Below are 25,863 nucleotides of genomic sequence, written 5' to 3'. Positions count from 1 at the left end.
TATTTCTTATCTTTAGTTGCTTAAGCCACACCGCCATTAACGTCATTCCCGCGCAGGCTGGAATCCAGGATTGACACGGAGAATCGCCAAATAAACAAAGCGGTTTTTGATGATTTGGTAATGGGATACGTATCTGCATTCTTAATTAACGTTGCAGGTACTCACGTGCCCCTGGATCCCCGCCTGCGCGAGGATGACGATTTTGCGTAAGTCCTAATCTTGTCAAAATTGATTTTTAGAGCATTGCTTTAGAAATTGCCTTGCATCCGTTTATAGCAGTTTGCCTATCTACATCCAGTTACTCCGTGCGCTATCGCACATACCAAGCCGTAGTCAAAGGAATAGCTTTAATTGGCGCCCTGTATTGCACCTGTTTATTACACGTCTTTTGAAAAGCTCAGGTTTTTTATATGTTCGGTAACGAACGGAGTCGTTGTTATTGACGTATTAGACTTGTTTGAGATTTCAGGCTTAAAAGAAAGAGGAGCACTCATTGAAGATTATCGATAAAAATTCTCTCTCCAATCTGCTGAGGCTGGTTGGCATTACACGTCATAGCGATTGGCAAGGAATATCTGACGAGGGGGAATTACCTTTGCGCGCCGAGCTGTTTGGGATTGTCCAGATGGAAGAGCACGGCAAGGTATTGGCCAGGCTACATAAAGTCAGCAAAGGAAAATCGAAAGATTTGTTGTTAGCTCGCTTAGCAGATAATGAAATCGTTCTCAGCGAAGCCTGTAATGTTTTGACCGTGGCACTGAAAGAGGGCCGTCAAATTAGCCCGGCTGCAGAATGGTTGCTAGATAATTTTTACCTGATTGAAGAGCAAATTCGTACTGCGAAAAGGCATTTGCCGAAAGGTTATAGCAAAGAATTACCGCGCCTCATCAGTGGTACTTCAGATTCACATCCACGTGTCTACGACATCGCGTTACAAACCATATCGCATGGTGATGGTCGGATTGATCCGGAAGGTTTATCCCGTTTCGTCGCATCCTATCAACAGATCACTCCGCTGACCTTAGGCGAATTATGGGCGATTCCAATTATGTTGCGGCTGGCCCTGATTGAAAATCTCAGGCGGGTGGCTGCACGTCTGGTTGCCAATAGAATTAATTGCAATTTAGCGGATACATGGGCCGATCAAATGGTGGAAACCGTTGAGAAAGACCCTAGTAGTCTTATTTTATTAGTTGCCGATATGGCGCGTTCAGATCCACCGATGGTTGGTTCATTTGTCGCTGAATTGGCGCGCCGCCTGCAAGGTCAGGGCCCGGCATTAACGTTACCGCTCACCTGGATTGCGCCGCGCCTTTCTGAAATTGGCCTGACAGTCGAACAGTTAATTCAAATAGAGGGCCAACAAATGGCCGCTGATCAGGTGACGATCAGTAATAGCATCGGTAGTTTGCGCTTATTAGGGAAAATGGATTGGCGTGAATTTGTTGAAACAATGAGTGTGGTTGAACAAGTTCTTTTGCGTGATCCGAATGACGTATACCGCTTAATGGATTTCGCTACCCGCGATCGCTATCGGCATGTCATTGAAAGCATTAGCCGGCGTAGTGAGTTAAGCGAAATTCAAATTGCAGAGCAAGCGCTGTTTCTGGCTGAGCAAGCAGCAATGACGTATGGTAAGGATGCCGTCACCGCACATATCGGTTATTTTTTAATCGGTGATGGGGTGCCGCTCTTGGAGCTTGCTGTCCCAATGAAGTTTTCGCTCTATGGGCTGCTATGTCGATCATGTAGCAAATCACCATTGCTCACTTATTTAGGTGCTATTTCCTTATTGTCGTCATTGATCATCATCGGTATTCTTGTAAAAGCCCATCTCGAAGCGATGCAGGATTGGCAATTAGTCGTAGTCGCCATACTTTCTCTATTAGGCGTAAGTCAGTTAGCAATTGGTTTGGTTAACTGGTTTGTCACTATCATCGTCACACCGCACCAACTTCCACGTTTGGATTTTTCTAAAGGCATTACTGCTGAGTGCAAGACCTTGGTTGTGGTGCCGACGATGCTTATTTCCGTGGAAAATATCAATAGTCTTTGTGAAGCGTTGGAAGTCAGGTTTCTCGCGAATCAGGATGAACATATTTATTATTGTCTTTTGACGGATTTTCTTGATGCGGCAACGGAAACGACAGAGGAGGATGCTTCGCTTCTGCTGCAATTAGGGCACAAAATAGAGCAGTTGAATGAAAAGTATACGAGTGGCGGCGAGGGGAGATTTTTACTTTTGCATCGTGCACGTAGCTGGAATGCGCAAGAAAAAATTTGGATGGGTCGTGAACGAAAACGCGGAAAATTAGCCGATTTGAATGCTTTTTTACGCAACACCGGGTTCAATCCATTTTTCTGTGTGGTGGGTAATTCAGATAATTTATCCTCGGTTAAGTACATCATCACCTTGGACACGGACACCCAGTTACCACGCGATTCAGCGCGGCAGTTGATTGCGACTATCGCACATCCTCTCAATCAGGCGCGCTTCAATCCCGGTCAGCAACGTGTCGCTGCGGGTTACGGTATTTTACAACCGCGGGTTTCGGCTAGTTTGCCATCTGCTAATGCATCCCTTTACCAACGCCTATGTAGCGGTGATTCTGGCATTGATCCCTATACCCAAGCTGCATCGGATGTTTACCAAGATATTTTTGACGAAGGTTCATTTATTGGTAAAGGTATATATAACGTTGATGCGTTCGAACAATCGCTGGCCGGGTGCTGCCCAGATAACCAGATTTTGAGCCATGATTTATTAGAGGGCTGCTATGCTCGTTCTGGTTTACTGACGGATGTACATGTCATTGAAGATTACCCCAAACGGTATAGCAACGATGTACAACGTCGGCATCGATGGATACGCGGTGATTGGCAATTAATTGGCTGGTTGTTGCCTCACGCCCCGAAAGTCAATGCGGAAGAGCTGAGTAAACACAACCCACTTTCAGCATTATCCCGGTGGAAGTTATTTGATAATTTACGCCGTAGCTTGGTTTCAACCAGCCTGGTCTTATTGTTAGTGTGCGGATGGATAATGTCACCGTCGCCGTGGTTTTGGAGCGGCATCGTTTTAAGCATTTTGTTGATTCCACCGTTAACGACTTCTTTGCTAGATTTGCTGCGAAAGTCAAACGACATCCTCGTGCTACAACATTTGAGTGCGTCTCTACGATCGACTAAGCAGCATCTTTTCCATGCCGCGCTCACGTTAATATTTTTGCCTTATGACGCGTTTTTCAGTTTAGATGCCATCTTACGGACGCTTTGGCGCCTGCTGATCAGTCGTCGACATTTGCTCGAATGGACTCCATCAAATCAAAGCAATTCGAATTCCGACCTTAGCTTGACCAGCTCATTTCGCATCATGTGGTTCACGTCCACGTTGTCAATTTTCCTGATTATTGTCTTGCTCTTAATTCACCCCGCGTCATTATTCGCCGCCGCGGGATTCTTACTTGCATGGTTAATAGCACCGGCCATTGCGTGGTATATCAGCGAGCCGCATGCACGTTCAGAAGCGCAATTGCAAGACGATCAAACGGTTTTCTTGTATCGCCTTGCACGTAAAATTTGGTCTTATTACGAAATATTGGTCGGGCCTGAAGATAACTGGCTACCGCCGGATAACATCCAGGAGCGACCGGTTGCCGTTGTAGCACATCGCACCTCGCCAACGAATATCGGGCTAGCTTTACTCGCTAATCTGACAGCCTACGACTTTGCTTACATTTCAGTCGGTCAATTACTCGAACGCTCAAGTAATACCTTACTCAGCATGCGTAGGATGGAGCGCTATCGCGGGCATTTTTATAATTGGTACGATACCCAAAGCCTGAAACCGCTGTTGCCTATGTACATTTCTAGCGTGGACAGCGGGAACTTAGCCGGTCATCTTTTAACATTACGGCCCGGCTTGCTGATGTTGATTGATCAACCTATCGTCAATCAACGCCTGATCGGTGGCATAGAAGATACGTTCAAGATTTTTCAAAGTCTATCAGGCGCAAGTTCACAAATTGAATTGATGCAATTTAAGACGCTGTTAGATTTTACTTCCGATGCGTCCATGATGACATTGAGTAATTGTCAGGTAATGCTGCAGAAACTGACTATTGGCGCAGAAGATTTGGTCGCCGTATTCGGCGGTAAAGAAGATGATCAGTTGACTTGGTGGGTTTCGGCATTATTACGGCAATGTCGTGCTATGTACGATGAATTATTGTTTCTTGCACCTTGGAGTAGCTGGATCAATTCGCTTGAGAAAAATATCATGTTTTCCAAAATTGATTTTATTCCGACATTACGTGAATTAGCTGGGTTAGAGGCGCTTTGGCTGAGCGGAAATATAATTCCAAAGCAAAATCACAATGAAGCAAATAGCAATGAAGAAATTCGGGGTATCGGTGAGCTGCTGGCTTTAGGAAGCCTTCGAGCCGCCACGCGGATTAAGGAAATAGAAAGTCTGGCACTCCAAGCTTCTGAATTCGCGCAAATGGATTGCAGTTTTCTCTATGACAAAGCAACGCACCTGATGACGATAGGCTATGCCGTTGCAGAGCAACGCTGCGATAGCAGTTACTACGACTTACTGGCTTCAGAAGCCCGGTTATGTACTTTTGTGATGATTGCACAAGGCCAATTGCCGCAGGAAAGCTGGTTCGCCCTGGGAAGACAACTCACGGTAGCGGGCGGTGATCCGATTCTCATGTCGTGGAGTGGCTCCATGTTTGAATATTTGATGCCATTATTGATCATGCCGACGTTTGAAAATACCTTGCTTGATCAAACATATCATTCAGTCGTTCAACGCCAAATTGAATATGGTGCCCAACGGGATGTGCCGTGGGGAGTCTCTGAATCAGGCTTCCATACTTTCGACGCCAGTCTGAACTACCAATATCGCGCCTTCGGTGTGCCAGGGCTGGGTTTGAAACGTGGCTTGGGTGACGATTTAGTGATTGCCCCCTACGCAAGTATGTTGGCCATTATGGTCGACCCAGAACAAGCATGTAGCAATTTACAGCGACTTGCTAAAGAAGGATTTGAAGGGAAATACGGCCTTTACGAAGCCATTGATTACACTACGTCGCGTTTGCAGCGCGGCCAATCCTATGCATTAATTCAATCGTTCATGGCACATCATCAAGGTATGGGGTTGTTGTCCCTGGCATATTACCTGCGTGATCGGCCGATGCAAAAACGCTTTGAATCTGATCCATTATTTCAGGCAACGATGTTGCTATTGCAAGAAAAAATTCCTAAAGCATCGGCGTTTTATGCCAATACGATTGAACTTGCTGATATACGCACCAATAGCGAGGAGCAAAGCATGCCGATGCGTATTATTAATCGACATGAAACACGGGTTCCTGAAGTGCAGCTTTTGTCCAACGGCCGTTATAACTTAATGGTGACGAATGCGGGTGGTAATAACAGCCATTGGAAAGATCTTGCGTTGACCCGCTGGCGTGAAGATGGCACTAGCGATAATTGGGGTTCATTTTGTTATGTCCGTGATTGCGAATCCGGGGAATTTTGGTCCACGACGTATCAACCGACGTTAGTTAAACCCGATTTTTACGAGGTGATTTTTTCGGAAGGAAGGGCTGAATATCGCCGTCGCGATCATGATATTGAAATGCATACGGAAATAGTCGTGTCGCCGGAAGATGATATTGAAATGCGCCGCACTCATATTACGAATCGTTCACGGGTACGCAGAACAATCGAAGTGACCAGTTATTCGGAAATTGTGCTTGCCCCAGCGGCCGCCGACAACGCACATCCGGCCTTCAGCAACTTGTTCGTGCAAACTGAAATTTTGGAATCGCAAAATGCCATTTTGTCCAGCCGTAGACCGCGTTCCGGTGATGAAAAAATGCCGTGGATGTTGAATTTGATTGTGGCGCATGGTGAAGAAATAAAACAAATTTCTTTTGAAACAGATCGGGCTAAATTTCTTGGGCGCGGTAACTCAACAGTAGCACCGGCGGCGATGCGTGTTTGCGGCAAGCTCTCTGGAAGTCAAGGTTCGGTACTTGATCCAATTGCCTCAATTCGTTTTCAAATTGATCTCGCCCCACAGCAAATAGCGGTGATTGATATGGTGATCGGCGCGGCGGAATCCCGTGAAGATGCGTTGCAATTAATTGCGAAATACCAGGATCGCTTTCTGGCTGATCGGGTATTTGAACTGGCGTGGACGCATAGCCAGGTTGTGCTACGTCAGCTGAATGCGACCGAAGCAGATGCCCAACTCTACGCACGTTTGGCCAGTTCTATCATCTACGCAAACGATCAATTGCGTGCAGAGGCAAGCATATTATTGAAAAATCGCCGGGGCCAATCCGGTCTCTGGAGTTACGCCATTTCCGGCGATTTACCGATTGTGTTATTACAAGTTAAAAATTTAGAAAATATTGATTTAGTGCGACAGATGGTGCAAGCGCATTCTTATTGGCGCTTAAAAGGGTTGGCTGTCGATTTAGTGATCTGGAATGAAGATCATGCCGGTTATCGACAAATTTTACAGGATCAAATAATGGGAATGATCGCTTCCGGAATTGAAGCGCATTCTATTGATCGTCCTGGCGGGATTTTTGTGCGGCTAGCAGACCAGATGTCGAGCGAAGATCGTATTTTGCTGCAAACCGTGGCACGTGTCGTACTTTGCGATAGTCGAGGCACACTCGCTGAGCAACTGAATCGACGCAGTATTCCGGAGCTGCGTATGCCACAACTTAATCCAACACATCCGCGAGCGATTAGCATACAAAATGCTATTCAAGCCGAAGAAAATAATCTTCAATTTTTTAATGGCTTGGGCGGCTTTTCGCCGGATGGTAAGGAATACATCATTACGACCGAAACGGGTAATACAACACCTGCACCTTGGGTGAACATTCTGGCAAATCCGCGGTTTGGCTCGGTGATATCTGAAAGCGGACAAGCCTACACCTGGGGCGAGAATGCACATGAATTCAGATTGACGCCTTGGAATAACGATTCGGTATCCGATAGCTGCGGCGAAGCCTTTTATCTGCGCGATGAAGAGAGTGGACATTTTTGGTCGCCAACCCCATTACCTTGCCGAGGGCAGGGGCCATATGTAAGCCGGCATGGGCATGGCTATAGTGTTTTTGAACATACCGAAGATGGAATACATTCTGAACTTTGGGTTTATGTCGCTATCGATGCGTCAATTAAATATTCTGTACTAAAGATACGCAATGACTCGAAAACGGAACGCAAATTATCCGCCGTAGGTTATGTTGAATTATTACTTGGCGACCTGCGCTCAAAATCGGCCATGCATATTGTGACGGAGTCGGATCCGATCAGCGGTGCGATATTTGCACATAATTCGTACAACACCGAGTTCGCCGATCGGATTGCGTTTTTCGATGTCGATGCCATGAACCGTACGGTGAGCGGTGATCGTGCCGAATTTCTTGGACGAAATGGCGCGCTTTACAATCCCGCCGCGTTAAGCCGTACCCGTTTAACAGGCCGGGTAGGAGCAGGTTTGGATCCGTGTGCAGCAATCCAGGTACCATTCGAACTATCAGCAGGACAAGAGCGAGAAATTGTCTTTATGTTGGGCGTTGCTGGCCGTCGAAGCGCTGATGTCAGTAGCCTGGTGTATCGTTATCGTGGTGCTACGGCGGCTCGCAAAGCCTTGGAAGCAGTGAAGGCGTATTGGCAGAATACACTTGGCGCGGTTCAGGTAGAAACACCGGATATTGCCCTGAACCTGCTTGCGAATGGATGGTTAATGTACCAAACCATTGCTTGCCGGTTGTGGGCGCGGAGTGGATTTTATCAATCGGGTGGCGCATTTGGATTCCGTGATCAATTGCAGGATGTGATGGCCTTGATCCATACAGAGCCGCATCTGGTACGCGAACATCTTTTACTGTCTGCTGCTCACCAGTTTGTTGAAGGTGATGTCTTGCATTGGTGGCATCCACCAACAGATCGCGGCGTACGTACCCATTGTTCTGACGACTATCTTTGGCTGCCGCTGGCAACTTGCCGCTATGTACAAAGTACCGGAGATACGGGCATTCTCGATGAACATGCACATTTTCTAGAAGGCCGGGCAGTGAATGCTGAAGAAGATTCTTATTATGATTTACCAACTATCTCGACTACATCAGGAACCCTCTACGAACATTGCGTACGCGCTATTTTAAGAGCCCTGCGGTTTGGCGTTCATGGCTTACCGCTGATTGGTTCTTGTGACTGGAACGACGGTATGGACAAGGTAGGGGCGGAAGGCAAAGGCGAGAGTGTTTGGCTCGGCTTTTTCCTCTACGACGTATTGATGCGGTTTACTGAGGTGGCGAAATTACATGGCGATTTCTCGTTTGCGGGACAATGTGTCGATCAAGCCATGCAACTGCAACAAAAAATTGAAGCCAATGCATGGGACGGGAATTGGTACCGCCGCGCGTATTTCGATGACGGCACGCCGTTAGGTTCAATTAGCAATGCAGAATGTCAGATTGATTCGATATCGCAAAGCTGGGCAGTTTTATCCGGTGCTGGAGAAATAAGCAGAACTCAAACGGCGATGTATGAAGTCAGCCAACGTTTAGTTCAACGTGAATCAGGGCTGATTCAATTACTTGAGCCGCCTTTTGATTCATCGGATCTGAACCCGGGTTATATCAAAGGTTACGCGCCAGGTGTCCGTGAAAATGGTGGCCAATATACACATGCTGCGGTGTGGACGATCATGGCATTTGCAAAAATGGGGGATAACAAACGTGCTTGGGAATTAATGGACATGATTAATCCAATCAATCATGCCAAAACTGCTCACGCTGTTGAAACTTACAAGGTCGAGCCCTATGTCCTCGCTGCGGATGTCTATGCAGTGTCGCCGCATATCGGAAGGGGTGGATGGACTTGGTATACCGGATCAGCTGGTTGGATGTATCGCTTGATTATCGAATCCTTGCTCGGATTACATTTAGAGGTCAATACGCTGACATTCAAGCCCTGTATTCCTGCTGACTGGACATCATTCACATTGAAGTATCGTTATCGAGATACGACATATCGTATTACGGTTGTGCAAATCGCTTCTGATGTTGCAAAACAAAGTGTGACGGTGGATGGCATTGATCAACCTGATTGCGTTATTCATCTTAATAACGACGCTTTGGAGCATTTGGTGGAAATAAAAATGATGACGATTGGTGACGCATTAAATTAATCCTGACTTTTACTTTCCTTACAACACGTAAGAATTCGGCGTGTGTTGCCCTTATGTAGGCCTTAGCCCTCATTAATTAAATTGGAATTATTTGAAAAATTTGACTAAAAAATAGGTAAAAATCGCACAGTAAATTGAGATTAAATGTATTGATCGTGTTTTTATAAGACAGAAATCCATGCCAGCGCGAGCATGCGTTTTGATACTGCCTTGTTCCTTAGCAAAAATTCAGGAAGAAGTTTTGAATTGTGCTGATGATAATATCGGAAGTAATTTGAGGATTAAATTTCAATTACACTATTTCCAGTCAGAAGCTCGTCGATTCGCTTTATTCTTGAGCACCCTTGAGCAAATTTCTATTGGAACTCCTTCATCTTGCATTATTTTCACTCCTTCCCGAACGCCATCCAATAAAGCAACTGCTAAACCGCGATTTACAGCTAATTCAGTTTCCATATCTGAGCGTTCATCGACAACATGTGTACGGACGATATCACTGTCTGCATTCATTTTAGTTCTCCTTCAATTTTAAAATAAAATCTTGCCACAAATCATCTAAGCGACTAATTAGGAATCAGCTTGTGTGATGCCAACGTCACGATAATCTTTTTAATTTTCTGAATCAGTACGCCAACACACATAACTCCAGCTAATTTGTGTGCTGAACTCGACGAATAACACCTAGCCTACGGTGCTAGACGTCGCCGAGGTATGAGCCTCTGGTACAAGGGCGGGACGGGCGCGGGACTTGCAGGCCTTGGTCGTGGAATAGATACAACAGAAAGTTGAATAAGCTTTGCTGCGCGTTCACCTTGATGTAGATTTCAACATCCTTCGAGATATTTCGTAACCATATTTTCGTGTTGGGACGATGCATTCACAGACGAGCAGGGCCATATTGCAATTTGCGTAACTCTTAAGGAAAATAACTCATGTTTCAATCCAAACTATTCCTAGCGACATGCCTGATGGGATTTGTAACTTGCGTCTCTGCCGCTCAGGAGACTCAAACCCACGTTCAACTGGTGCAATTAGCCCAGGATATGACGCAAACCACGGCCAAACTGTATCCAATTTCAGCGACCATGATGGGTATAACCGGGCATGATGGCGAACTCGAACAACCCAGCGAAGCGTATCGGCAACACTATATTGGTCAGATGAACCTGTGGCAAAAACAATTAAAAACGATTGTTGCCGGGGCAGGTAAAACGATGTCACTAGTTGATCAGGACGACGCCAAACTGTTGCAATCCAAAATTGCCAGGGAGCTGAATCAGTTGACTATTTACCGACAAGATCGCAAGGACTACGGGTCATGGGCGTTAAATATAGTCGGTGTAATTTATGACCAATTTTTACATTTGCCCGTCAATGGTGTGGAAGGTGCGAGCAATGCTGATGTTACCAGCGCATGGAACGACATCATTGCCCGCATGAGTAAGGCATCCGACTATATTGTCCGGGGTCAGCGGTTGTCTACCACGCCAGGTCATTTGTTTGGTGTGATTAGTAGCGAACAGCTTGGTGGTGCGCCTGAATTTTTAAATGAGGCATTAACTGGAGCCGCCAAAAGTCAGCTAGGAGAACAGTCGGCAGAATATCGTCGCTTCGTTCAGGCTCGTGATCAAGTTTTACAAACTCTATCTGTCACTAAATCGTATATCGATGCGCATTTAAAAAGCTGGCCAGAGAATCACACCATCACTCCAGAAACGTACGACATGATGTTGCGTGACGAACAGTTACTGCCCTTTAAAAGCGTGGACGTGCAACGCATGGGTTGGGACGAACTTTCCCATGGATGGGCAGAAGAAGCCTGGTTGAAATCACGTTCGGTGAAATCGGGGCTGCCGTTCGGACCATTAAGCGGCGGTGGCATTGCACCTGATGGTGCTGCGCTGATCGATTATTATCGCGACCGCATTGCCGACCTGCGCAAATTTGTCGTCGACAATGATGTTGTTACTGTGCCTGCCTGGTTAGGATCAATGAAAATCATCGAAACGCCGTCGTTCCTGCAATCTGTTTCACCCGGCGCTTCGATGAATTCACCACGACTATTTTCCACATCCACCACTGGCTTTTACTTCATCACGCCACCCAAATCGCTGAAAGAGGCTGCCGAACGGCTGGATATGAATCAGGATTTCGACAGTGACCGCATTATGTCCACCGCCGCGCACGAAGCTATGCCAGGACACTTCATGCAATTGTCGATAGCCAAGCGTCATTCAAATTACATCCGGCGCATCCAGGAAAGCGGTGTATTTGCCGAAGGCTGGGCATTTTATGGCGAGGAAATGTTCGTGCGGTTAGGTATGTATGGCGACAATTTAGACGGGCGTTTATTCACTGCACGATGGGAGCGGGTGCGTGGTGCGCGTGCCATTGTCGACTATAAATTCATTACCGGTGAATGGAGCTATGAACTAGCTGCTGAGTTCTATTCCAAACAGTCAGGCTTTACTCTTGATGCCGCCAAGGCCGCCGTCGCCGGCATTGCCAAAAATCCGGGTTATATGATTGCTTATACGGTAGGGCGCTTGCAGCTACAGACTTTGTTGGGTGAATATATGTTGCGCACGGGTGCTAACGGTTCGCTACATGATTTTCATGACCGCTTGCTGTCTTATGGAACAACTCCATTTGCGGTTGTTGGTCCGGAGCTGTTGCAGGACTTGAATAAACCAGTTCAGGAAGTCCGCGCAGCAGCGAATTATTGAATTACCTCAGTAAAAACTTTTACTATAGTGATCAATTATTTTCTAAAAAAGGAGATTCAATGATTAAGCAGTCTTTTAAAGTAGTATCCGCACTATTGATTACATTCGCATTGTCGCCAATGCAAAGTTATGCCGGAACTGACAGCGCAGCGACTGCCTCAGTGAAATCCGTATTTGAAGAATATTGGCAAGATCAACTGATCGACAACCCCGAACGTGCCACGCTTTTAGGAGACAATCGCTATTCAGACCGTCTACACGATCTGTCACCTAAAGCTACAGCCAAGCGTAAGAGTGATCGCCTCAGTTTTGAAAAAAGATTAAATGGCATCGATACGCAAGGTCTGAATGCGGAAGATCAAATTTCCCTTTCTATCTTGCGTTATCAAACCCATAAAAACATCGTGTTAGATGCCATTTTTGGAGATTTACCGTTTTCAGCGGATGATTTGCCGTTTGCCATTACGCAAATGAATGGTCTCCAGCTTGGAATTCCCCAGTTGTTGCGAGCTACCTCGCTCAAAACAACTAAGGACGTCGAAATGCTGATAAAAAGGCTGGACGCCTTGCCAGTCTACATAGACCAACTGACCTATGTACTGCGCGCAGGCGTGAAAAGCGGCTGGATGCCTGCTGCAATTACGCTGAAAAAAGTGCCCAGCCAGTTTGATCCATTGCTGACCACCGCGTTGGAAAATAATCCCATGTTTCAGCCATTTATCAAATTACCGAACGGCATATCAGTAGCGGATCAGGATAAATTACGTAAAGAAGCCAAAGAAGTCATTTTGCAACACGCACTTCCTGCGCTGGGCAAACTGCAAACATTCCTTGCGACAGAATATCTGCCAGCGGCAAGTGAGCATATTGCAGCTTCACAGCTTCCAGGCAAACTAGCTTTTTATCAGGCTATGCTCGTTTCCAGTAATACTACGCTCAAGACCCCGGAAGAAATTCATCAAATCGGTTTGAGTGAAGTGGATAAGATTGAAAAAGCCATGCTGGATGTAATGAAAGAAACGGGTTTTAAAGGCACTCCGGCCGAGTTCAATTTGTTTATGAATACGGATCCGCAATTTTTCTTTTCCAATCCAGAAGCAATGCTTGCTTCCTACCGGGATATTGCAAAACGTATCGATGCACGCTTACCCGAGCAATTTGAAACACTGCCGCGTTTGCCTTATGGAATACGTGCCATGATGCCCTCGGAAGGAGATGGGCCGGAACATTACACGACGGGCGCTCTGGATGGCAGCCGGGCCGGTTATTTTGAAGCCAACGTCAATAATCTAAAGCGACGCGCCAACTGGAGTATGGAAGACCTGGTATTGCATGAAGCTGTACCTGGGCATCATCTTCAAATCGCACGTGCCGGGGAATTAACCGGATTCCCTACATTTCGCCGTGCCTATTTTAATTCCGGCTATGGCGAAGGTTGGGCACTTTACGCGGAATCACTGGGGTACGATCTGGGCATGTATACCAGTCCATACACACGTTACGGTTATTTAAGTTCGCAAATTTTCCGTGCCTGCCGCCTGGTGGTTGATACCGGCATACATGCTTTTGGTATGACGCGTGAAGAAGCCATCGACTACCTGATAACGCATGCGGCAGTAACGCATGATTTTGCCGTTGCGGAAGTTGATCGCTACATAGTGTGGCCAGGGCAGGCAACTGGTTACAAGCTAGGACAATTGGAAATCATTGCGTTGCGTAATAAAGCGGAAAAGACATTGGGGGCAAAGTTTGATATCCGCAAATTTAATAACCAGGTTGTTGATCATGGCGGACTTCCATTGGAAATATTAAACAATGTGATCAATCAGTGGATAGTTACTCAACAATAAATAGTATAGTTGGGCGAGGGCGTGTTGAGCTTCATTTTTTGCATAACCAAAATGAAGGTCAACACGCTTTAGTCTATTTTTGCTCTACTGCGTAAAGACCAGACGGATTGGATCATGAAAATTAATTTGATAAGGAATTGATTGCATAGGTACAAAGATCGTTGGGCATATAAATCTTTTACCCCAGTACATCGTTGTATAAGGCCACCCGATATTCCGTTGCGAGAGTTCCAATTGCTTCTTGCGTCCCGTTAATGACACCGTAAAGAAGGACGTATTGGGTAAAGGAATAAGGGTCCTGTTTTTTAAACATGATCAACATCCTTTCCTGAAACGGTGCTTTCATCTGATGTACCTGCATAGATGTAAAAATACAGCGCGTAGGATGGTTGCATTAATTTGAAGGAATTAGTTGTTCCAGGCGAACTCGCAGTTGTACCCTGACCACCGGCCCAACCCGACGGGTAGAAACCGTTGTCAGTATCAGTGCCCGATAAGCCACGGTTGTTGTTGCCAGCACTATCAAACCCGTATGGCCAACCATTTTGGGTACTATCGCCAACCCCATTATGTTGATGTGGTGGTATTTCAGCCAAAGAAAGCTGATGAGTACTCGCGCCGTAGGTGCCGTCACTATTTTGATTGGTAGCGCCTTTGGTATTAGAAGTCGGCCAGGCAACGTTCGCCGAGTTAGTACCTGCGCCAATTAACGTCATCCCAGCAAAATTGGGCAATGTGGTTCCACCCAACAAAATGGAAAGTTGTTCATATTGATCTGATGAAAACGTTCCACCAATGCAAGGTAACCAACCCTCTGGTGGATTATTTGGGTCTGCGCCAAATATTGAAACAATGGTGCCAATGGGGAAAGATGTGTCAGCCATATTAATTTCCAGGTTAGTTATTCAATGAACGTGCTAGATCATTACTATTAATCCAACATACTGAACATTAATCTGCTTCAACACAGATGTAGATACGGTGATTACCGTAATTTTAAAAATTTACATGTCTCGTGATAAAGTACTGACAAATCTATTTCACATTACGGCAAAAAATTGTCGAAAATGCTAGATAAATGTCATGGAAATCAGGAAGAAAACGAAAATAGCTTACAACAATGCATGGATAAGAAGGCATCGATGAACATACTGCTCGCTGACGACCACACGATTTTCCGGCACGGGCTCAAACTTTTACTGGACAGTCAGTGTGGTTATCAGGTCGTAGCAGAAGCGGCCAGCTTAGATGTTGTGTCGTCACTACTGCAACAACATCCGATTGACCTGATGATTTTGGATTACAACATGCCGGGGGGCGACTCGACGGCGGTGCTGTCTTATTGCAAGCATCGCTATGCCGATCTGAAAGTGATTGCGCTAACCGGTTCAGAATCAGGCATCGTGCTAAAACAATTACAGGACGCCAGTGCCGATGCCGTGCTCCGCAAAGATGTAAGCGGTTCCGAACTGCTTCTGTGCATCACAAAAGTTATGGCCGGGCAGGTCGTGGTATCGGCAGATGTCCAGGAACGTATCGCCGAAAGTATCACCAACCTGACTCCGCGCGAACTCCAAACGGTGAACATGATCAATGACGGATTGACCAATACCGATATGGCGAAGCGACTCAACCTATCCGCCAAGACGATAGACAAACATCGAGAAAATCTGATGCGCAAACTCCAGGTGAGCAACATCGCCCAACTCATACACAAAGCGAAGCTGCTTGGACTTGTCTGACATCGTGGCACAACAAATACACCCATTATCAACTGAATTTTTCTGACAGCCACACACCTAAAGCATGCCCCAGAGTCGTCAACGTCTAATCCGCATAATAGGTTTTGCATCGGCGACGCTGTTGTTATACGGGTGTCTTCACAAAGCGAATTCGGCCCCCTGCGAAGTCAATGTCCTTGACGGCACTCAGTTGCCCGTCCATCTGGCAGATTGCGTGCATCGCATCAACCCGGTTGAAATTGACAAAGTGCTTCCAGGATTGCAGGACAGAACGACCGACAACGGAAAATGGTTCCAGATAGATCTGCTGGCCAGCCAGAACGAGCGACTAAAACTTAGTCTTGGCATACCCGATTCCTATAAAGTACAGGTTTATCTGGTGCAAAACGGCCAGGTGCAGACTGTGCTGAATCTCGACGAAGCCAGTAGTTTTAGCGACAGACCGGTACAGCACCGTGAACTGTTTGCTCCACTACAATTGAGCGCTGGGCCCGCTACCGTCTATGTTTACGATCACTCGCACGGCGACATCATGTTGTTTGCGCGATTGTCCAATGAACGGCAATTCATCTTCAACGATACGATCTCCAATCTGTTCAACGGCATCATATACGGCATCATGCTGACGTTGATACCGGTTCTGACATTGGGATTTTCAACGTCACGGCAAATCAGTTTTCGGCTTTACGGTTTAATGGTGCTGGCAAATTTTTTATTTATCGCCGACATTGAAGGATATCTGTTTGCCTTTATCTGGCCCAATTCTCCTAGATGGACCATGCTCTCGCCCGGCGTGTTCGGTTTATTGTCGACGATGGCGCACATTCTGTTTGCGATGAATTTTTTGCGCATGAAATCAGGCATGCCGCACCTGTACCGGCTGCACCAGTTTTTGCTTGGACTGGTGAGCCTGGTCATTGCACTACATCTCATGTTCAATCTCGATTATGCAGCTGATGTGGTTATGCTTTTTTATCCTATGATTGCCTGTTACAGCGCACTACAGGGCATTCGTCAAGGCATCGGTGCCGCATCTTTTTATTTTTTTGGTGCGTTATTACTGCTCTTTTTTCCATTGATGCTTGCTATCGTAACGGTCACGCAGCTCAATCCGTTTCCGGAACTATCGATCCTGGCTTATCCCAAACTGGTATATCTGCTTGAAACCGTGATGTTCGGCGCTGCCGTAATCAGCCAGATGCGCCAATTCAATCAGCATCAATCTGATCAACGCATAGTGCGCATCGCCGAAATCGAGCAGTTGCTGCAGGCAGAGCGCGACAAAACGTGTGCCATGAAAAAAGCTAGCGAGCAGCAACTGCACCTAGCCTCAGTCAGTCACGACATTGCCCAACCGCTGGCATCACTCAGTTTTGCCATCACAGCGTTAAGTCAGCAGGCCAAAACAAATACGCTGACCGACCATATGGATAATACGGTGCGGTACGCGCAGACCTTGCTGAAGGACCTGCTTGAAAAAGCGCGCAATGAACATCTGCCGCCAGAGCAGATCGAGCTCAACGCAACATTCATGCAGTTGAAGCAGGCATTTGCTGGCATCGCCGCACATAAGGGACTACGTTTGTCGGTTCAGAAAAGCAGCCTGTGCTATGAAGGTTCCCCGATACTTTTATATCGCATGCTGACGAATCTGCTCGCCAATGCACTGCGTTACACGCAAAAAGGGCGGGTCGTACTGGGCGCGCGACGCCGCGCTGATGGAATCGAGATTATGGTTTGCGACAGTGGTCCAGGCATTACTAAAGAAATCGAAGAAGTCCTGCTGCAGCCTTTCCGACAAGGAGTCGAAGGCGAGGGCTACGGACTGGGATTATTCATCGTAAAAAATCTATGCCAGCAATGCGGCTATCAACTTAGAATTCGTTCTATCGCGGGGCGCGGCAGCTGTTTTTCTGTTTTCATTCCGGCGCAAAAGGTCGTGCGCAGATCAGCAGATGTGGAATAAAAGAGAACTGAGTCGGGCAACCACAGGGACTCGTTGGCAATCGGCAAGACGCGAAATTTATCGTTAAGGATAATGAGCGCTCCCTGAAGGTGACGTAAAACAACGTTACTTTAGGAAGGTCGGAAATGAAAAAATACCAAAATAACCTAATATAGAGATTGGTTTGCAAAGCTTAAAACTCGCATCCGTGAAACACAAACTCGGATTGTTTTCACGGCTAAAAGTGATAGATCGATTAACCAAAGATCTAAAACAGGAGCTCCCCGATATGAAAGGTTTGTCGCGTAGTAATCTAATGTATATGCGCGCATTTGCCAACGCCTGGCCAGCTAAGGTAATTGTCCAAGAGGTGCTTGGACAATTACCTAGAGTTAATGAAGGTGCTTAAAAGCGGTTTAATTCGATCTTTTTACCTACTACAATTTTCGCATAATTTATATTGCGTTTTCTGCAAATTAATCTGTTATGCCGTTGCTGGAGCCATTGCCCAGCTTACGTTTGCTGCGCATAACAGTTTCTTAAAACCCTCTGAAATTTTTGCTAATTTACCACGTCTTTTTTGCTCTTCTTCTGCCAATAATTTAAAGGCATCTGCAAGGTCAATTCCCGCCTCTTCAGCCATTTTTTTTGCCGTTACAAAATCAGGCATTCGCTCACCGCGTATATACCTATTTAGTGTCATATTATTAACCCCCCACAATTTTGACACCGCGTAAACACTCCTACCTTTAAGAGCAGTTTTTATCATTTCTGCATATGACATAGTATTTTCTCCATTGCCTTATTAACCAAACGGTTATACATTATTAACCGATTGGATAATATCCATTCGGTTTATAGATGAACATTAGCATAAAACTGCTAATGCTTTTAATTTGTTTCTTTTTGTTATCTGTATTTCTAGTTTTTAAGTTGCATTTTCGCCCCAGTCGGCGAAATTTTTTTAGTCAGGCGAGCGTGGTAGCACCGCCTGACAGTCCCGATTTAGGGAATTTACTCGTTTTTAGGGGCCATTATGGAAACCGTCGAATCGCTGTTAAATCAACTTCCATTTTCTTATAAAGACAGAAGCAGTTTTTTTCAACTTGGCGTAGTAAATGCCGCTGAAAAAATCATTCACCAAAAATTCATTACATCCGGTTGGAAAGATCTACTTCTTGGCTCTCCTGAATTGGATGCTTTTGATTTTGCATTCGATAAAGCACTTTTATTTTTTCTTAAAAAATAATATGGCTTACGACACGATCAAATTAAAAAGCCCAGCTTTATTAAAATACGTCGTAGATCACGTGCAAAATCAATGCTTCCTCCGCACTGGCGTGGAAATGCAAACTGGTGATGTTCGTTATGAAATATTCGCCGGCGAGCTGTTGGGCTCCTGGGACGCCAGAATTTCCGTCATTCCAAAATACGAAGATTTTGTTTTGAACTCAGCGGGGCGTCCAGTTCTAGTACCGTGCGAGCCTTACCTCGTCATTGAAGCATCAGTACATAAAATTTTCACAGGGCACAACGTCTACGGCGGTCCAACAGATTTTCAAGACGTGTGCGCCAAATTCATAAAATTAATCGCCACACTGTTAAATGTAGAGCTACCAAATGCACGAATGTGGACAGTACACCGCGTTGATGTTGCACTCGTCTACAAATTATCAAAGCCAGCATGCAAGGAATTTTTCGACGGAATGCAATTAATCAGCTTCCCAAGACGGAAAAAAGGTTCCGCAAAATATGCAATGGCGGTCTACTTCGCTGGCAAAACCACCACAGTCAAGTTCTACCACAAAGGCAGTGAATTTGCCGTCCACGAAAAAGCACGTCTTCGCAATTTCTTCTTCAATTTATTCAATCACCTTCATGGCGTAGACGACCCCAAAAATAAGCAACGGGTCGAACGCAAAATTCAAGCACTTCAACGTCTCGCAGACAATCGACTGCGCGTAGAAGTGGAAATTCATTCCGACAAACTGCAATACGATTATGAGAAAAACCCACGGGTCGACGAAGTAACCGATTCATATCTAGCGCAAGTTTACGACAAGGAAGTCGAAAAGCTGCTACGTGAAGGAAAACAAGGAATGGACACAGTAAAAGAGACTAGGGCCGTTATGCGCAGATTACAGATGAATTACGGTAAATCATCCGGAACGCGCTTGTATGGCTTCTGGTCGTCGCTCTGCACCCTTGGCGATGAAGTCACCAAAGAGCAATTTCCTAAAACGGTTTTTTATCGCAACCGTAAACAACTCGAAGATGCCGGCGTGAGCTGGCGCGGCACAGATATTCAAATCATCGCCAATGACAAATTAATTCCACACGATTTTTCGCCGATTCGTTCGGATAAACGGTTGTGCTACCTACCTGCTCGCAATCGTGAAATGTACAACGTAAGCAGGGAAACAATGCGGCAAGCCGCCTAAGGAAAAATCATGGCAGAACCAGCGACAGCAACACAAAGCAGCAATTCAAAAATCGGATTCATGCAAGTAGCAGTGAAGGGCCGGATTGAAAGTTCTAGCAGTTACGAAGGCAAACGCGCCACCAAAATAATGACGCCAGCGGCCGACGAATATTCGCGGCCACAAATTCTGGAAGTTCGCAGCAAAAATCGGCTTGGCGAAAACGGCGATTTAGTGACTCTGCGTTGCACGCTCGGCGGTTACCAACGCAAGGCGTATCAAGCCAAAGATAAAGAATCTGGCGAAATCAAAACCGTCGTTCCAGTCGATCACACACTTGATGTAATCGAAGATTAGTAATGGCAACGTGCGCCAATCAAGTCAGCAATTCTGATGGGTCTCTAAGCCTAGTGCTTATGCCCACACAACCGGATTTATCACAGTGTCAGTTTGCTGTGATGAGTGGTAGTGAGGTGATTAATAGCCAATTCTTGCAACTCACGCCAGCCGAAGCAAGCCACATCTCAAGCTTCGTTTTACTTGTTTGGGGAACTGCTTGGGGATTTAAGCAATTGGCTAATTTTATTAAAGGTGATACCCATGTTTCAGATTAAAACTTTGTTCACTAAAAAAGCTGTTTTATCAACAGTGGCAGCCTCGACGCTTGTGCTGGCTCAATCGGCCCATGCTGCGATTGATACTGGTGCGGTTGTTTCGGCATTGACAGATGCTGCTGCCGCTGTAGCAATTGTTGGCGCTATCGTGTTGACCGTTCAGGTAGCAATCAAGGCGTATAAGTTTATCGCTCGCGCTTTGTAATTTTTGATTTTTGAGGGGGGATTATTTCCCCCTTCATTTTTAGGTCTAATTATGAATTCAAGGTGCAAAAATGGGACTCTTTATTCTTGTGGTTACGCTCGTCGGCTTCTACATTTTATTTTCGGATTAGCCTTGGTTTTACTGTCGACACCTACTTTTTCTGCTGATTGTGCTGCTGGTGAAAAGCCTACTTATTCGACATCAGGGAGTAGTCAATCAGCATCGTTTCAAGGTGCATGCGATGCTTATTCTGAAAATTTTCTTTCATCTGTCCACAACTACCGAGGAGAAATTATTGTTAAATATTATCCGGATCAGGGCAGATGTAGTTTCACTAAAATTGCCCCTGTTTATTATTACACTACTTTCATAAAAGCATCTTGCAGTATAAAAATATGCCCACCTGGTCAAGCACTTAATTATCAAAATGTTTGTGTAATGCCTTCGTGCCCACCTGGTCAAGTACGTGATAAAAATTTTAACTGCATTCCAAAACCTCCTCCTCCAGATTGTCCGACAGGCACAGTAAATGGCGGCATCGATGCAAATGGTGATCGTATTTGCTCTGCAAAAATTTGCCCACCCCCATCAAAATTAAATTCAGACGGTCTATGTGGTCATGACAACGGGCTAGGCGATAAGGGTGACAAAGGCGATAAGGGCGACAAAGGCGATAAGGGTGACAAAGGCGATAAGGGCGACAAAGGCGATAAGGGCGACAAAGGCGATAAGGGCGACAAAGGCGATAAGGGCGACAAAGGCGATAAGGGCGACAAAGGCGATAAGGGATTACAAGGCAATCAAGGAATTCAAGGTCAGCAAGGTGACAAAGGAGATAAAGGAGATAAAGGGCTGCAAGGCACTCAAGGCCAGCAAGGAGTTAAAGGCGACACTGGCATGCAAGGAGTGACGGGGCAGGCTGGTCAGAACGGTATAAACGGATCAGATGGGGCAGTCGGAGCAACGGGCGCTACTGGCGCAACGGGTTCTTCAGGTCAAACCGGTGCCGCCGGTGTTGCCGGTGGCACGGGAACCGCTGGTAAAGCTGGAGCAGACGGAAAAGATGGGAAAGATGGAGAGGATATTTGCAAGTTGCATCCAGATCTCACCGCATGCATGAATTCCTCCGTTTCTGGTACCTGTGCATCAACCACCTGTGATGGTGACGCGATTCAATGCGCCATCCTGAAAACTTCGCAAAAACAGTACTGTGAATTAACCGACAAAAAAGATAAAGCCTACGCGTTGGGCGACGAATTAATGAAAGGTGATTCGCAAACTTATCCATCCCCCAATAATGCCCAAGTTTTAGATTTATCGACAGGGCAGTTAGATCAAACTGGCTTTATGGGTGGCGGCGCGTTTTTTTCCGATAAATACATCAGCATCAATGGTCACTCAATCAAAATTCCATTTTCTGACATGGCTCAATATCTCATAGCACTGCGCTACCTGATTATGGTTTTAGCTGGAATTCAGAGTTACAAAATGATGAGCGGTACAATTTTAAGGATTTAATATGCCAATATTAGCTATTTTAGTTAGATTTATTTGGGGTGGCTTGGCGATTGTTTTGCCTTCATTGGTTGGCCGAGTTTTGCTTGCGCTTGGTATTGGTTTTGTAACCTATAAAGGCTTCAATATCGGCACTGATTTTTTAATGAATTTAATCAAAAATAATTTATCGGGTATGCCATCAGATATCACAAGCTTTCTTGCGTGGTGCTGGGTCGATAAAGCACTTGCGCTAATGTTTTCTAGCTTCACCGCTTCACTAGCCATCAAAACAGCGCAAGGCTCACTTACTAAAATGGTATTTAAAGCCAAATGATCTCTCTATTTACCGGACTGCCAGGTAACGGCAAAACTCTTTACGCCATTTCCCACGTTAAGGAATGGTCTGAAAAAGACAGTCGCCCAGTGTTTTATAGTGGGATTGAATTAAATGAAGAGTTACTGCCCTGGACAAAAATCGAAGCCGAAGATTGGCATAAATGCCCGACAGGTTCAATCGTCGTAATCGATGAATGTCAGCGCGTTTTCAGACCAAGAACAATTTCAAAAGAAATTCCTGAATACGTCTCAAAATTAGAAACGCATCGGCATTTAGGTATTGATTTAGTTTTAATCACTCAGCATCCATTATTAGCTGATTCATCGATTCGACGGCTAACTGGTGATCATCGTCACATCATTCGAATATGGGGCACTGCAAACGCTACGATTCACCAGTGGGGCTCTGTAAAAGATTCCTGCGATAAAACAAGCGGTAGGCTTGATTCAAATAAAACAAAGTGGCGATTTGATAAAAAAGTTTATGACTACTATAAGTCTGCCGAACTACACACCGGAAAAACTTCTGTCCCATTTCGGATTTATTTGGTAATTGCTGCGCCAATAGCGATCGCATTTGGCGTTTGGTATATGTACGGTTACACGCAAAAACAATCAAATCCAACGACAGAACTTGCATCCTTAAATGGAATAGCTCCAGGAGCTTCTCAAGCTACTGTCCTAAGCTACAAAAATGGAATGGAAGAAGCAAAACAATATATTTATTTGAGCACTCCACGCTTCCAAGATTTACCGCACACTGCGCCAAAATATGACGAATTAACCAAACCAACAATTGCACCAACTCCTGTCGGCTGTGTCGAAACTAAAAATACATGCCGCTGTTTTAGTCAGCAGGGAACCCCAATAAACGTTTCTGCCAATATGTGCCTGAATATCGTTCAAAACGGATTTTTTCAGGATTTTGATGTTAACGGCCAGCAGCAAAAAGATAGTAATCAACAAAATAATCAAGTATCAAAAAATGATTTATTGTGATTCGTCACAAATAATCATTGGTAGCGGGGATTGTATTTAGCCCCATTTAGAATAGTCGTGATTTGTCACTAAAAATCAGGAGTACGTATGAAACAAGCTTGCGATAAGTTTACTTTAGATTTTTTAACTGCCTCTCGTGGTCGGCCTCCTAAAGTTAACGCTTTAACTGCTGCTCAACGTCAGGCACAACGACGTGAGCGTCTGCGTAATTCCGGCAAGAGCTCTCTTACTGTGATTTTACCTGTTGAGCTCATCGACGGACTGGACAAGTTTGTCCAGTTCAAAGGGCTGTCTAAAGATGTTGTGATCGAGCGCTTGATTCGCTCTCAGCTTTTACGTAAGCGTTAATTTTCGTGACATGTCACATTAATTCTTGAAATACTACTATTGACTTAATGATGTGTATTTGGCCTAATGTAGTCAGGCAGGTAAATCCTGAGCAAATCGCGATACCCTAAAGGCGCCGTAAGCGCGTCGATCTTAGGGGCTGCCAAATTTTATGGGTGACTTAAGAAAATTTTTGTGAATTGATTCAATTTAATGTACAATCTGTTCACCACTCATCTCTCGTGATGTCATTAAGTTGGCTTCTACTTGAGACGAAATAGCCGCTCTTTTGGGCGGCTTTTTCACATCTGGAAGATCAAAAATATCGTGCCAACAACAGAAAATATCCCAATAAAGACCGCCATTTACATTGATGGATACAACTTGTATTACGGTAGATTGCGTGGAACCTCTTTTAAATGGCTTGATATAGTTCAATTATTTCAGGCACTGCTTATTCAACGCAGTCAAAACGAACATTTGGAAAAAGTTAATTTTTTTACTGCTCCTGCATTGGCCAATTTTGCTACTCATGGCGTCGCCTCCGTAAATGCACAATCTGCATACCATCGAGCATTAAAAAAACTACATGGTGATCGCCTCGAAATAACCAACGGTACACATACTTTTGATAGTAAGGGCACATTACTACCTGCATTTACTTCCGGCCAACCCTATAACAGAACGAATCGAGTTAGAGTCTGGAAGTTGGAAGAAAAGAAAACCGATGTTAATTTAGCCCTCTCTATGTATCGTGATGCTACCAAGGGTCTTTATGACCGCATTATTTTAGTGTCTAATGATAGCGATGCAGAACCAGCGCTACAGGTAATTCGTCAAGACTTTCCGCATATTATGATCGGTGTGGTTATGCCAATTCATCCCCCAAAGCCAGGATCAACAGTAAACCGTCGAGCAAGCGGCTCACTGAGCAATCATTCTGACTGGGCTATTACGCATCTTACAGACGATCAATTAAGTTTGGCGCAATTGCCAAGTATGGTGTCTACTAATAAAAAACCAATTTTGAAACCTGAGCATTGGTAACGATTCGTCAAGCTGTCCCATAGGGTTCGTATTTCCGTCGTTTTTGGGACATGGCCGAAGGCATCCTATAGAGGTGATGCATGGCTCAGTGGTTGCGGCCTCTCATGGCCAGCATAGGAAATCGAAAAGCGGTTGATGCCGCGGTAGTATGCGAAGGGCAGGGATGTTAAAGCTGAACAACTGCTCCCATACTAAATAACCGCTTTTTCGTTAATACATATATCTCTTTTTTCAGCGGAACATTATAGTACCTTCGCTTTTGGTATATGCGACGCAGCGGCTTGACCGCCAGGAGCAGGTGCCGAAAGCGGCTCACGATTTAATGTAAATAGTTTTTCTTCCTCAGTTAATTCCTTCTTTTCTTTTTTTATAAAGGGTATTATTTTTGCATCTGTCGATACCACGCCTAATTTAGCCCTAGTTTTGTGAGTAGCCCAAAACATTTGCCGCATCATTTCTTCATGCTCTTTGTCTTGTAATCGCAAAACCTCACAGACCCACCAAGGCATTTTCTTTTTGCAATTCAACCAATCACTGATGGTTCTTTCAGTTCGGCGCAGTCTTTTAGCGATTACTTTAATTGACTTTCCTTGGCAGTAATATTGGAGTTCAAAATTATTGCCGTATCTTAAGTTTGGAAATCTCATTTCATCCTCCTTAGTAAATTCCATCTTTTACATATTTTCGGCATTCTTCTTGCGTAGTTTCTAGGCGGCTACTAAATTTATTGTAGCAATTGCAGCTTTCTTTAAAAATCACACATCCAGAGGGTTGCGAATGTTTTGTCTTGAGTTGTTCTTGCGGTGGGCTTATGGTGTTTTGTTGTATTTTTCTTACATTATTTAAATTATTTTCAATTATTTTTTCTGTTGAATCGAGCATCGTTTTTTGCACATAAGGAACAAAAAAGTACAAAAGAAGAA

General features: G+C 45.2%; 21 protein-coding genes. 16 read left to right on the top strand and 5 right to left on the bottom strand.

Annotation, left to right across the window (positions count from 1 at the left end; genetic code table 11):
• Positions 1-493: 493 nt before the first annotated feature.
• Positions 494-9,232: a glycoside hydrolase family 94 protein gene (locus S2091_RS21190; protein ID WP_341477015.1), complete on the top strand. Its 8,739-nt coding sequence runs from the start codon at positions 494-496 to the stop codon at positions 9,230-9,232.
• A gap of 297 nt (positions 9,233-9,529) precedes the next feature.
• Here S2091_RS21190 and S2091_RS21185 read toward each other — a convergent pair whose 3' ends face one another.
• Positions 9,530-9,742, bottom strand: coding sequence for a hypothetical protein (locus S2091_RS21185; RefSeq protein ID WP_105533967.1), 213 nt, complete (start codon positions 9,740-9,742; stop codon positions 9,530-9,532).
• 422 nt (positions 9,743-10,164) lie between these two features.
• On the opposite strand from S2091_RS21185, the gene S2091_RS21180 reads away from it, so the two are divergent.
• Positions 10,165-11,958 carry a DUF885 family protein gene (locus tag S2091_RS21180; RefSeq protein WP_105533966.1) on the top strand — a complete coding sequence of 598 codons (1,794 nt, stop codon included), beginning with the start codon at positions 10,165-10,167 and terminating at the stop codon, positions 11,956-11,958.
• 59 nt (positions 11,959-12,017) lie between these two features.
• Positions 12,018-13,808 carry a DUF885 domain-containing protein gene (locus S2091_RS21175; protein WP_105533965.1) on the top strand — a complete coding sequence of 597 codons (1,791 nt, stop codon included), beginning with the start codon at positions 12,018-12,020 and terminating at the stop codon, positions 13,806-13,808.
• 305 nt (positions 13,809-14,113) lie between these two features.
• Here the strand turns inward: S2091_RS21175 and S2091_RS21170 are convergent, their stop codons facing one another.
• A complete protein-coding gene (locus S2091_RS21170) occupies positions 14,114-14,692 on the bottom strand; it encodes a tail fiber protein (RefSeq protein WP_105533964.1) in 579 nt (192 codons plus the stop codon).
• 258 nt (positions 14,693-14,950) lie between these two features.
• Between S2091_RS21170 and S2091_RS21165 the strand changes: the two genes are divergently transcribed.
• The 3 genes from S2091_RS21165 (at position 14,951) to S2091_RS24560 (ending at position 17,904) form a co-directional block, all read left to right on the top strand.
• Positions 14,951-15,550, top strand: a complete 600-nt coding sequence (locus S2091_RS21165; protein ID WP_165795061.1) for a response regulator — start codon at positions 14,951-14,953, stop codon at positions 15,548-15,550.
• 214 nt (positions 15,551-15,764) lie between these two features.
• Positions 15,765-17,516, top strand: coding sequence for a sensor histidine kinase (locus tag S2091_RS21160; protein ID WP_165795060.1), 1,752 nt, complete (start codon positions 15,765-15,767; stop codon positions 17,514-17,516).
• 187 nt (positions 17,517-17,703) lie between these two features.
• On the top strand, positions 17,704-17,904 hold the full coding sequence (locus S2091_RS24560; RefSeq protein ID WP_341477016.1) for a DUF1016 N-terminal domain-containing protein: 201 nt from the start codon (positions 17,704-17,706) through the stop codon (positions 17,902-17,904).
• A gap of 75 nt (positions 17,905-17,979) precedes the next feature.
• Here the strand turns inward: S2091_RS24560 and S2091_RS21150 are convergent, their stop codons facing one another.
• Positions 17,980-18,279 carry a helix-turn-helix domain-containing protein gene (locus S2091_RS21150; RefSeq protein ID WP_105533960.1) on the bottom strand — a complete coding sequence of 100 codons (300 nt, stop codon included), beginning with the start codon at positions 18,277-18,279 and terminating at the stop codon, positions 17,980-17,982.
• Positions 18,280-18,531: 252 nt separating this feature from the next.
• On the opposite strand from S2091_RS21150, the gene S2091_RS21145 reads away from it, so the two are divergent.
• From S2091_RS21145 to S2091_RS21100, 10 genes are all read left to right on the top strand, one after another.
• The gene (locus tag S2091_RS21145) at positions 18,532-18,744 is read left to right on the top strand and encodes a hypothetical protein (RefSeq protein WP_105533959.1); all 213 of its coding nucleotides are present in this window, start codon (positions 18,532-18,534) and stop codon (positions 18,742-18,744) included.
• 1 nt (position 18,745) lies between these two features.
• Positions 18,746-19,936, top strand: coding sequence for a phage/plasmid replication protein, II/X family (locus tag S2091_RS21140; RefSeq protein WP_105533958.1), 1,191 nt, complete (start codon positions 18,746-18,748; stop codon positions 19,934-19,936).
• Positions 19,937-19,945: 9 nt separating this feature from the next.
• Positions 19,946-20,272, top strand: coding sequence for a single-stranded DNA-binding protein (locus tag S2091_RS21135; protein ID WP_105533957.1), 327 nt, complete (start codon positions 19,946-19,948; stop codon positions 20,270-20,272).
• A 59-nt stretch (positions 20,273-20,331) separates the two neighbouring features.
• A complete protein-coding gene (locus S2091_RS21130) occupies positions 20,332-20,529 on the top strand; it encodes a hypothetical protein (protein WP_165795058.1) in 198 nt (65 codons plus the stop codon).
• Entirely contained in the window at positions 20,516-20,734 is a 219-nt protein-coding gene (locus S2091_RS21125) for a major capsid protein (protein WP_105533955.1), read from the top strand. The genes S2091_RS21130 and S2091_RS21125 overlap by 14 nt, the downstream gene beginning before the upstream one ends.
• Positions 20,735-21,172: 438 nt before the next feature.
• Complete coding sequence (locus tag S2091_RS23890) at positions 21,173-22,252, top strand: hypothetical protein (RefSeq protein WP_105533954.1); 1,080 nt, start codon at positions 21,173-21,175, stop codon at positions 22,250-22,252.
• 1 nt (position 22,253) lies between these two features.
• Positions 22,254-22,565: a DUF2523 domain-containing protein gene (locus tag S2091_RS21115; RefSeq protein ID WP_105533953.1), complete on the top strand. Its 312-nt coding sequence runs from the start codon at positions 22,254-22,256 to the stop codon at positions 22,563-22,565.
• On the top strand, positions 22,562-23,566 hold the full coding sequence (locus S2091_RS21110) for a zonular occludens toxin domain-containing protein (protein WP_105533952.1): 1,005 nt from the start codon (positions 22,562-22,564) through the stop codon (positions 23,564-23,566). The genes S2091_RS21115 and S2091_RS21110 overlap by 4 nt, the downstream gene beginning before the upstream one ends.
• Positions 23,567-23,653: 87 nt before the next feature.
• On the top strand, positions 23,654-23,914 hold the full coding sequence (locus S2091_RS21105) for a hypothetical protein (protein WP_105533951.1): 261 nt from the start codon (positions 23,654-23,656) through the stop codon (positions 23,912-23,914).
• Positions 23,915-24,220: 306 nt separating this feature from the next.
• Entirely contained in the window at positions 24,221-24,940 is a 720-nt protein-coding gene (locus S2091_RS21100) for an NYN domain-containing protein (protein ID WP_207769775.1), read from the top strand.
• Between the two features lie 242 nt (positions 24,941-25,182).
• On the opposite strand, the gene S2091_RS21095 is transcribed toward S2091_RS21100, so the two are convergent.
• Positions 25,183-25,587, bottom strand: a complete 405-nt coding sequence (locus S2091_RS21095; RefSeq protein WP_133166952.1) for a helix-turn-helix domain-containing protein — start codon at positions 25,585-25,587, stop codon at positions 25,183-25,185.
• A 10-nt stretch (positions 25,588-25,597) separates the two neighbouring features.
• Positions 25,598-25,863 (bottom strand): hypothetical protein (locus S2091_RS21090; RefSeq protein WP_207769774.1); only part of this gene is annotated, 266 nt, incomplete at its 5' end.

Origin of the sequence: Solimicrobium silvestre (assembly GCF_002976435.1) — a bacterium.
Taxonomy (GTDB): domain Bacteria; phylum Pseudomonadota; class Gammaproteobacteria; order Burkholderiales; family Burkholderiaceae_D; genus Solimicrobium; species Solimicrobium silvestre.
Note: the sequence above shows the minus strand (reverse complement) of the source record. Positions and strands in the feature narration are given on the sequence as shown.

What these genes read in the sequence shown, in the direction of transcription:
- S2091_RS21110 (WP_105533952.1), top strand. Translation starts at nt 22,562, where the DNA reads ATGATCTCTCTATTTACCGGACTGCCAGGTAACGGCAAAACTCTTTAC.
- S2091_RS21145 (WP_105533959.1), top strand. Translation starts at nt 18,532, where the DNA reads ATGGAAACCGTCGAATCGCTGTTAAATCAACTTCCATTTTCTTATAAA.
- S2091_RS21115 (WP_105533953.1), top strand. Translation starts at nt 22,254, where the DNA reads ATGCCAATATTAGCTATTTTAGTTAGATTTATTTGGGGTGGCTTGGCG.
- S2091_RS21165 (WP_165795061.1), top strand. Translation starts at nt 14,951, where the DNA reads ATGAACATACTGCTCGCTGACGACCACACGATTTTCCGGCACGGGCTC.
- S2091_RS21170 (WP_105533964.1), bottom strand. Translation starts at nt 14,692, where the DNA reads ATGGCTGACACATCTTTCCCCATTGGCACCATTGTTTCAATATTTGGC.
- S2091_RS21135 (WP_105533957.1), top strand. Translation starts at nt 19,946, where the DNA reads ATGGCAGAACCAGCGACAGCAACACAAAGCAGCAATTCAAAAATCGGA.
- S2091_RS21150 (WP_105533960.1), bottom strand. Translation starts at nt 18,279, where the DNA reads ATGTCATATGCAGAAATGATAAAAACTGCTCTTAAAGGTAGGAGTGTT.
- S2091_RS23890 (WP_105533954.1), top strand. Translation starts at nt 21,173, where the DNA reads ATGCCTTCGTGCCCACCTGGTCAAGTACGTGATAAAAATTTTAACTGC.
- S2091_RS21130 (WP_165795058.1), top strand. Translation starts at nt 20,332, where the DNA reads ATGCCCACACAACCGGATTTATCACAGTGTCAGTTTGCTGTGATGAGT.
- S2091_RS21105 (WP_105533951.1), top strand. Translation starts at nt 23,654, where the DNA reads ATGAAACAAGCTTGCGATAAGTTTACTTTAGATTTTTTAACTGCCTCT.
- S2091_RS21175 (WP_105533965.1), top strand. Translation starts at nt 12,018, where the DNA reads ATGATTAAGCAGTCTTTTAAAGTAGTATCCGCACTATTGATTACATTC.
- S2091_RS21180 (WP_105533966.1), top strand. Translation starts at nt 10,165, where the DNA reads ATGTTTCAATCCAAACTATTCCTAGCGACATGCCTGATGGGATTTGTA.
- S2091_RS21185 (WP_105533967.1), bottom strand. Translation starts at nt 9,742, where the DNA reads ATGAATGCAGACAGTGATATCGTCCGTACACATGTTGTCGATGAACGC.
- S2091_RS21140 (WP_105533958.1), top strand. Translation starts at nt 18,746, where the DNA reads ATGGCTTACGACACGATCAAATTAAAAAGCCCAGCTTTATTAAAATAC.
- S2091_RS21095 (WP_133166952.1), bottom strand. Translation starts at nt 25,587, where the DNA reads ATGAGATTTCCAAACTTAAGATACGGCAATAATTTTGAACTCCAATAT.
- S2091_RS21125 (WP_105533955.1), top strand. Translation starts at nt 20,516, where the DNA reads ATGTTTCAGATTAAAACTTTGTTCACTAAAAAAGCTGTTTTATCAACA.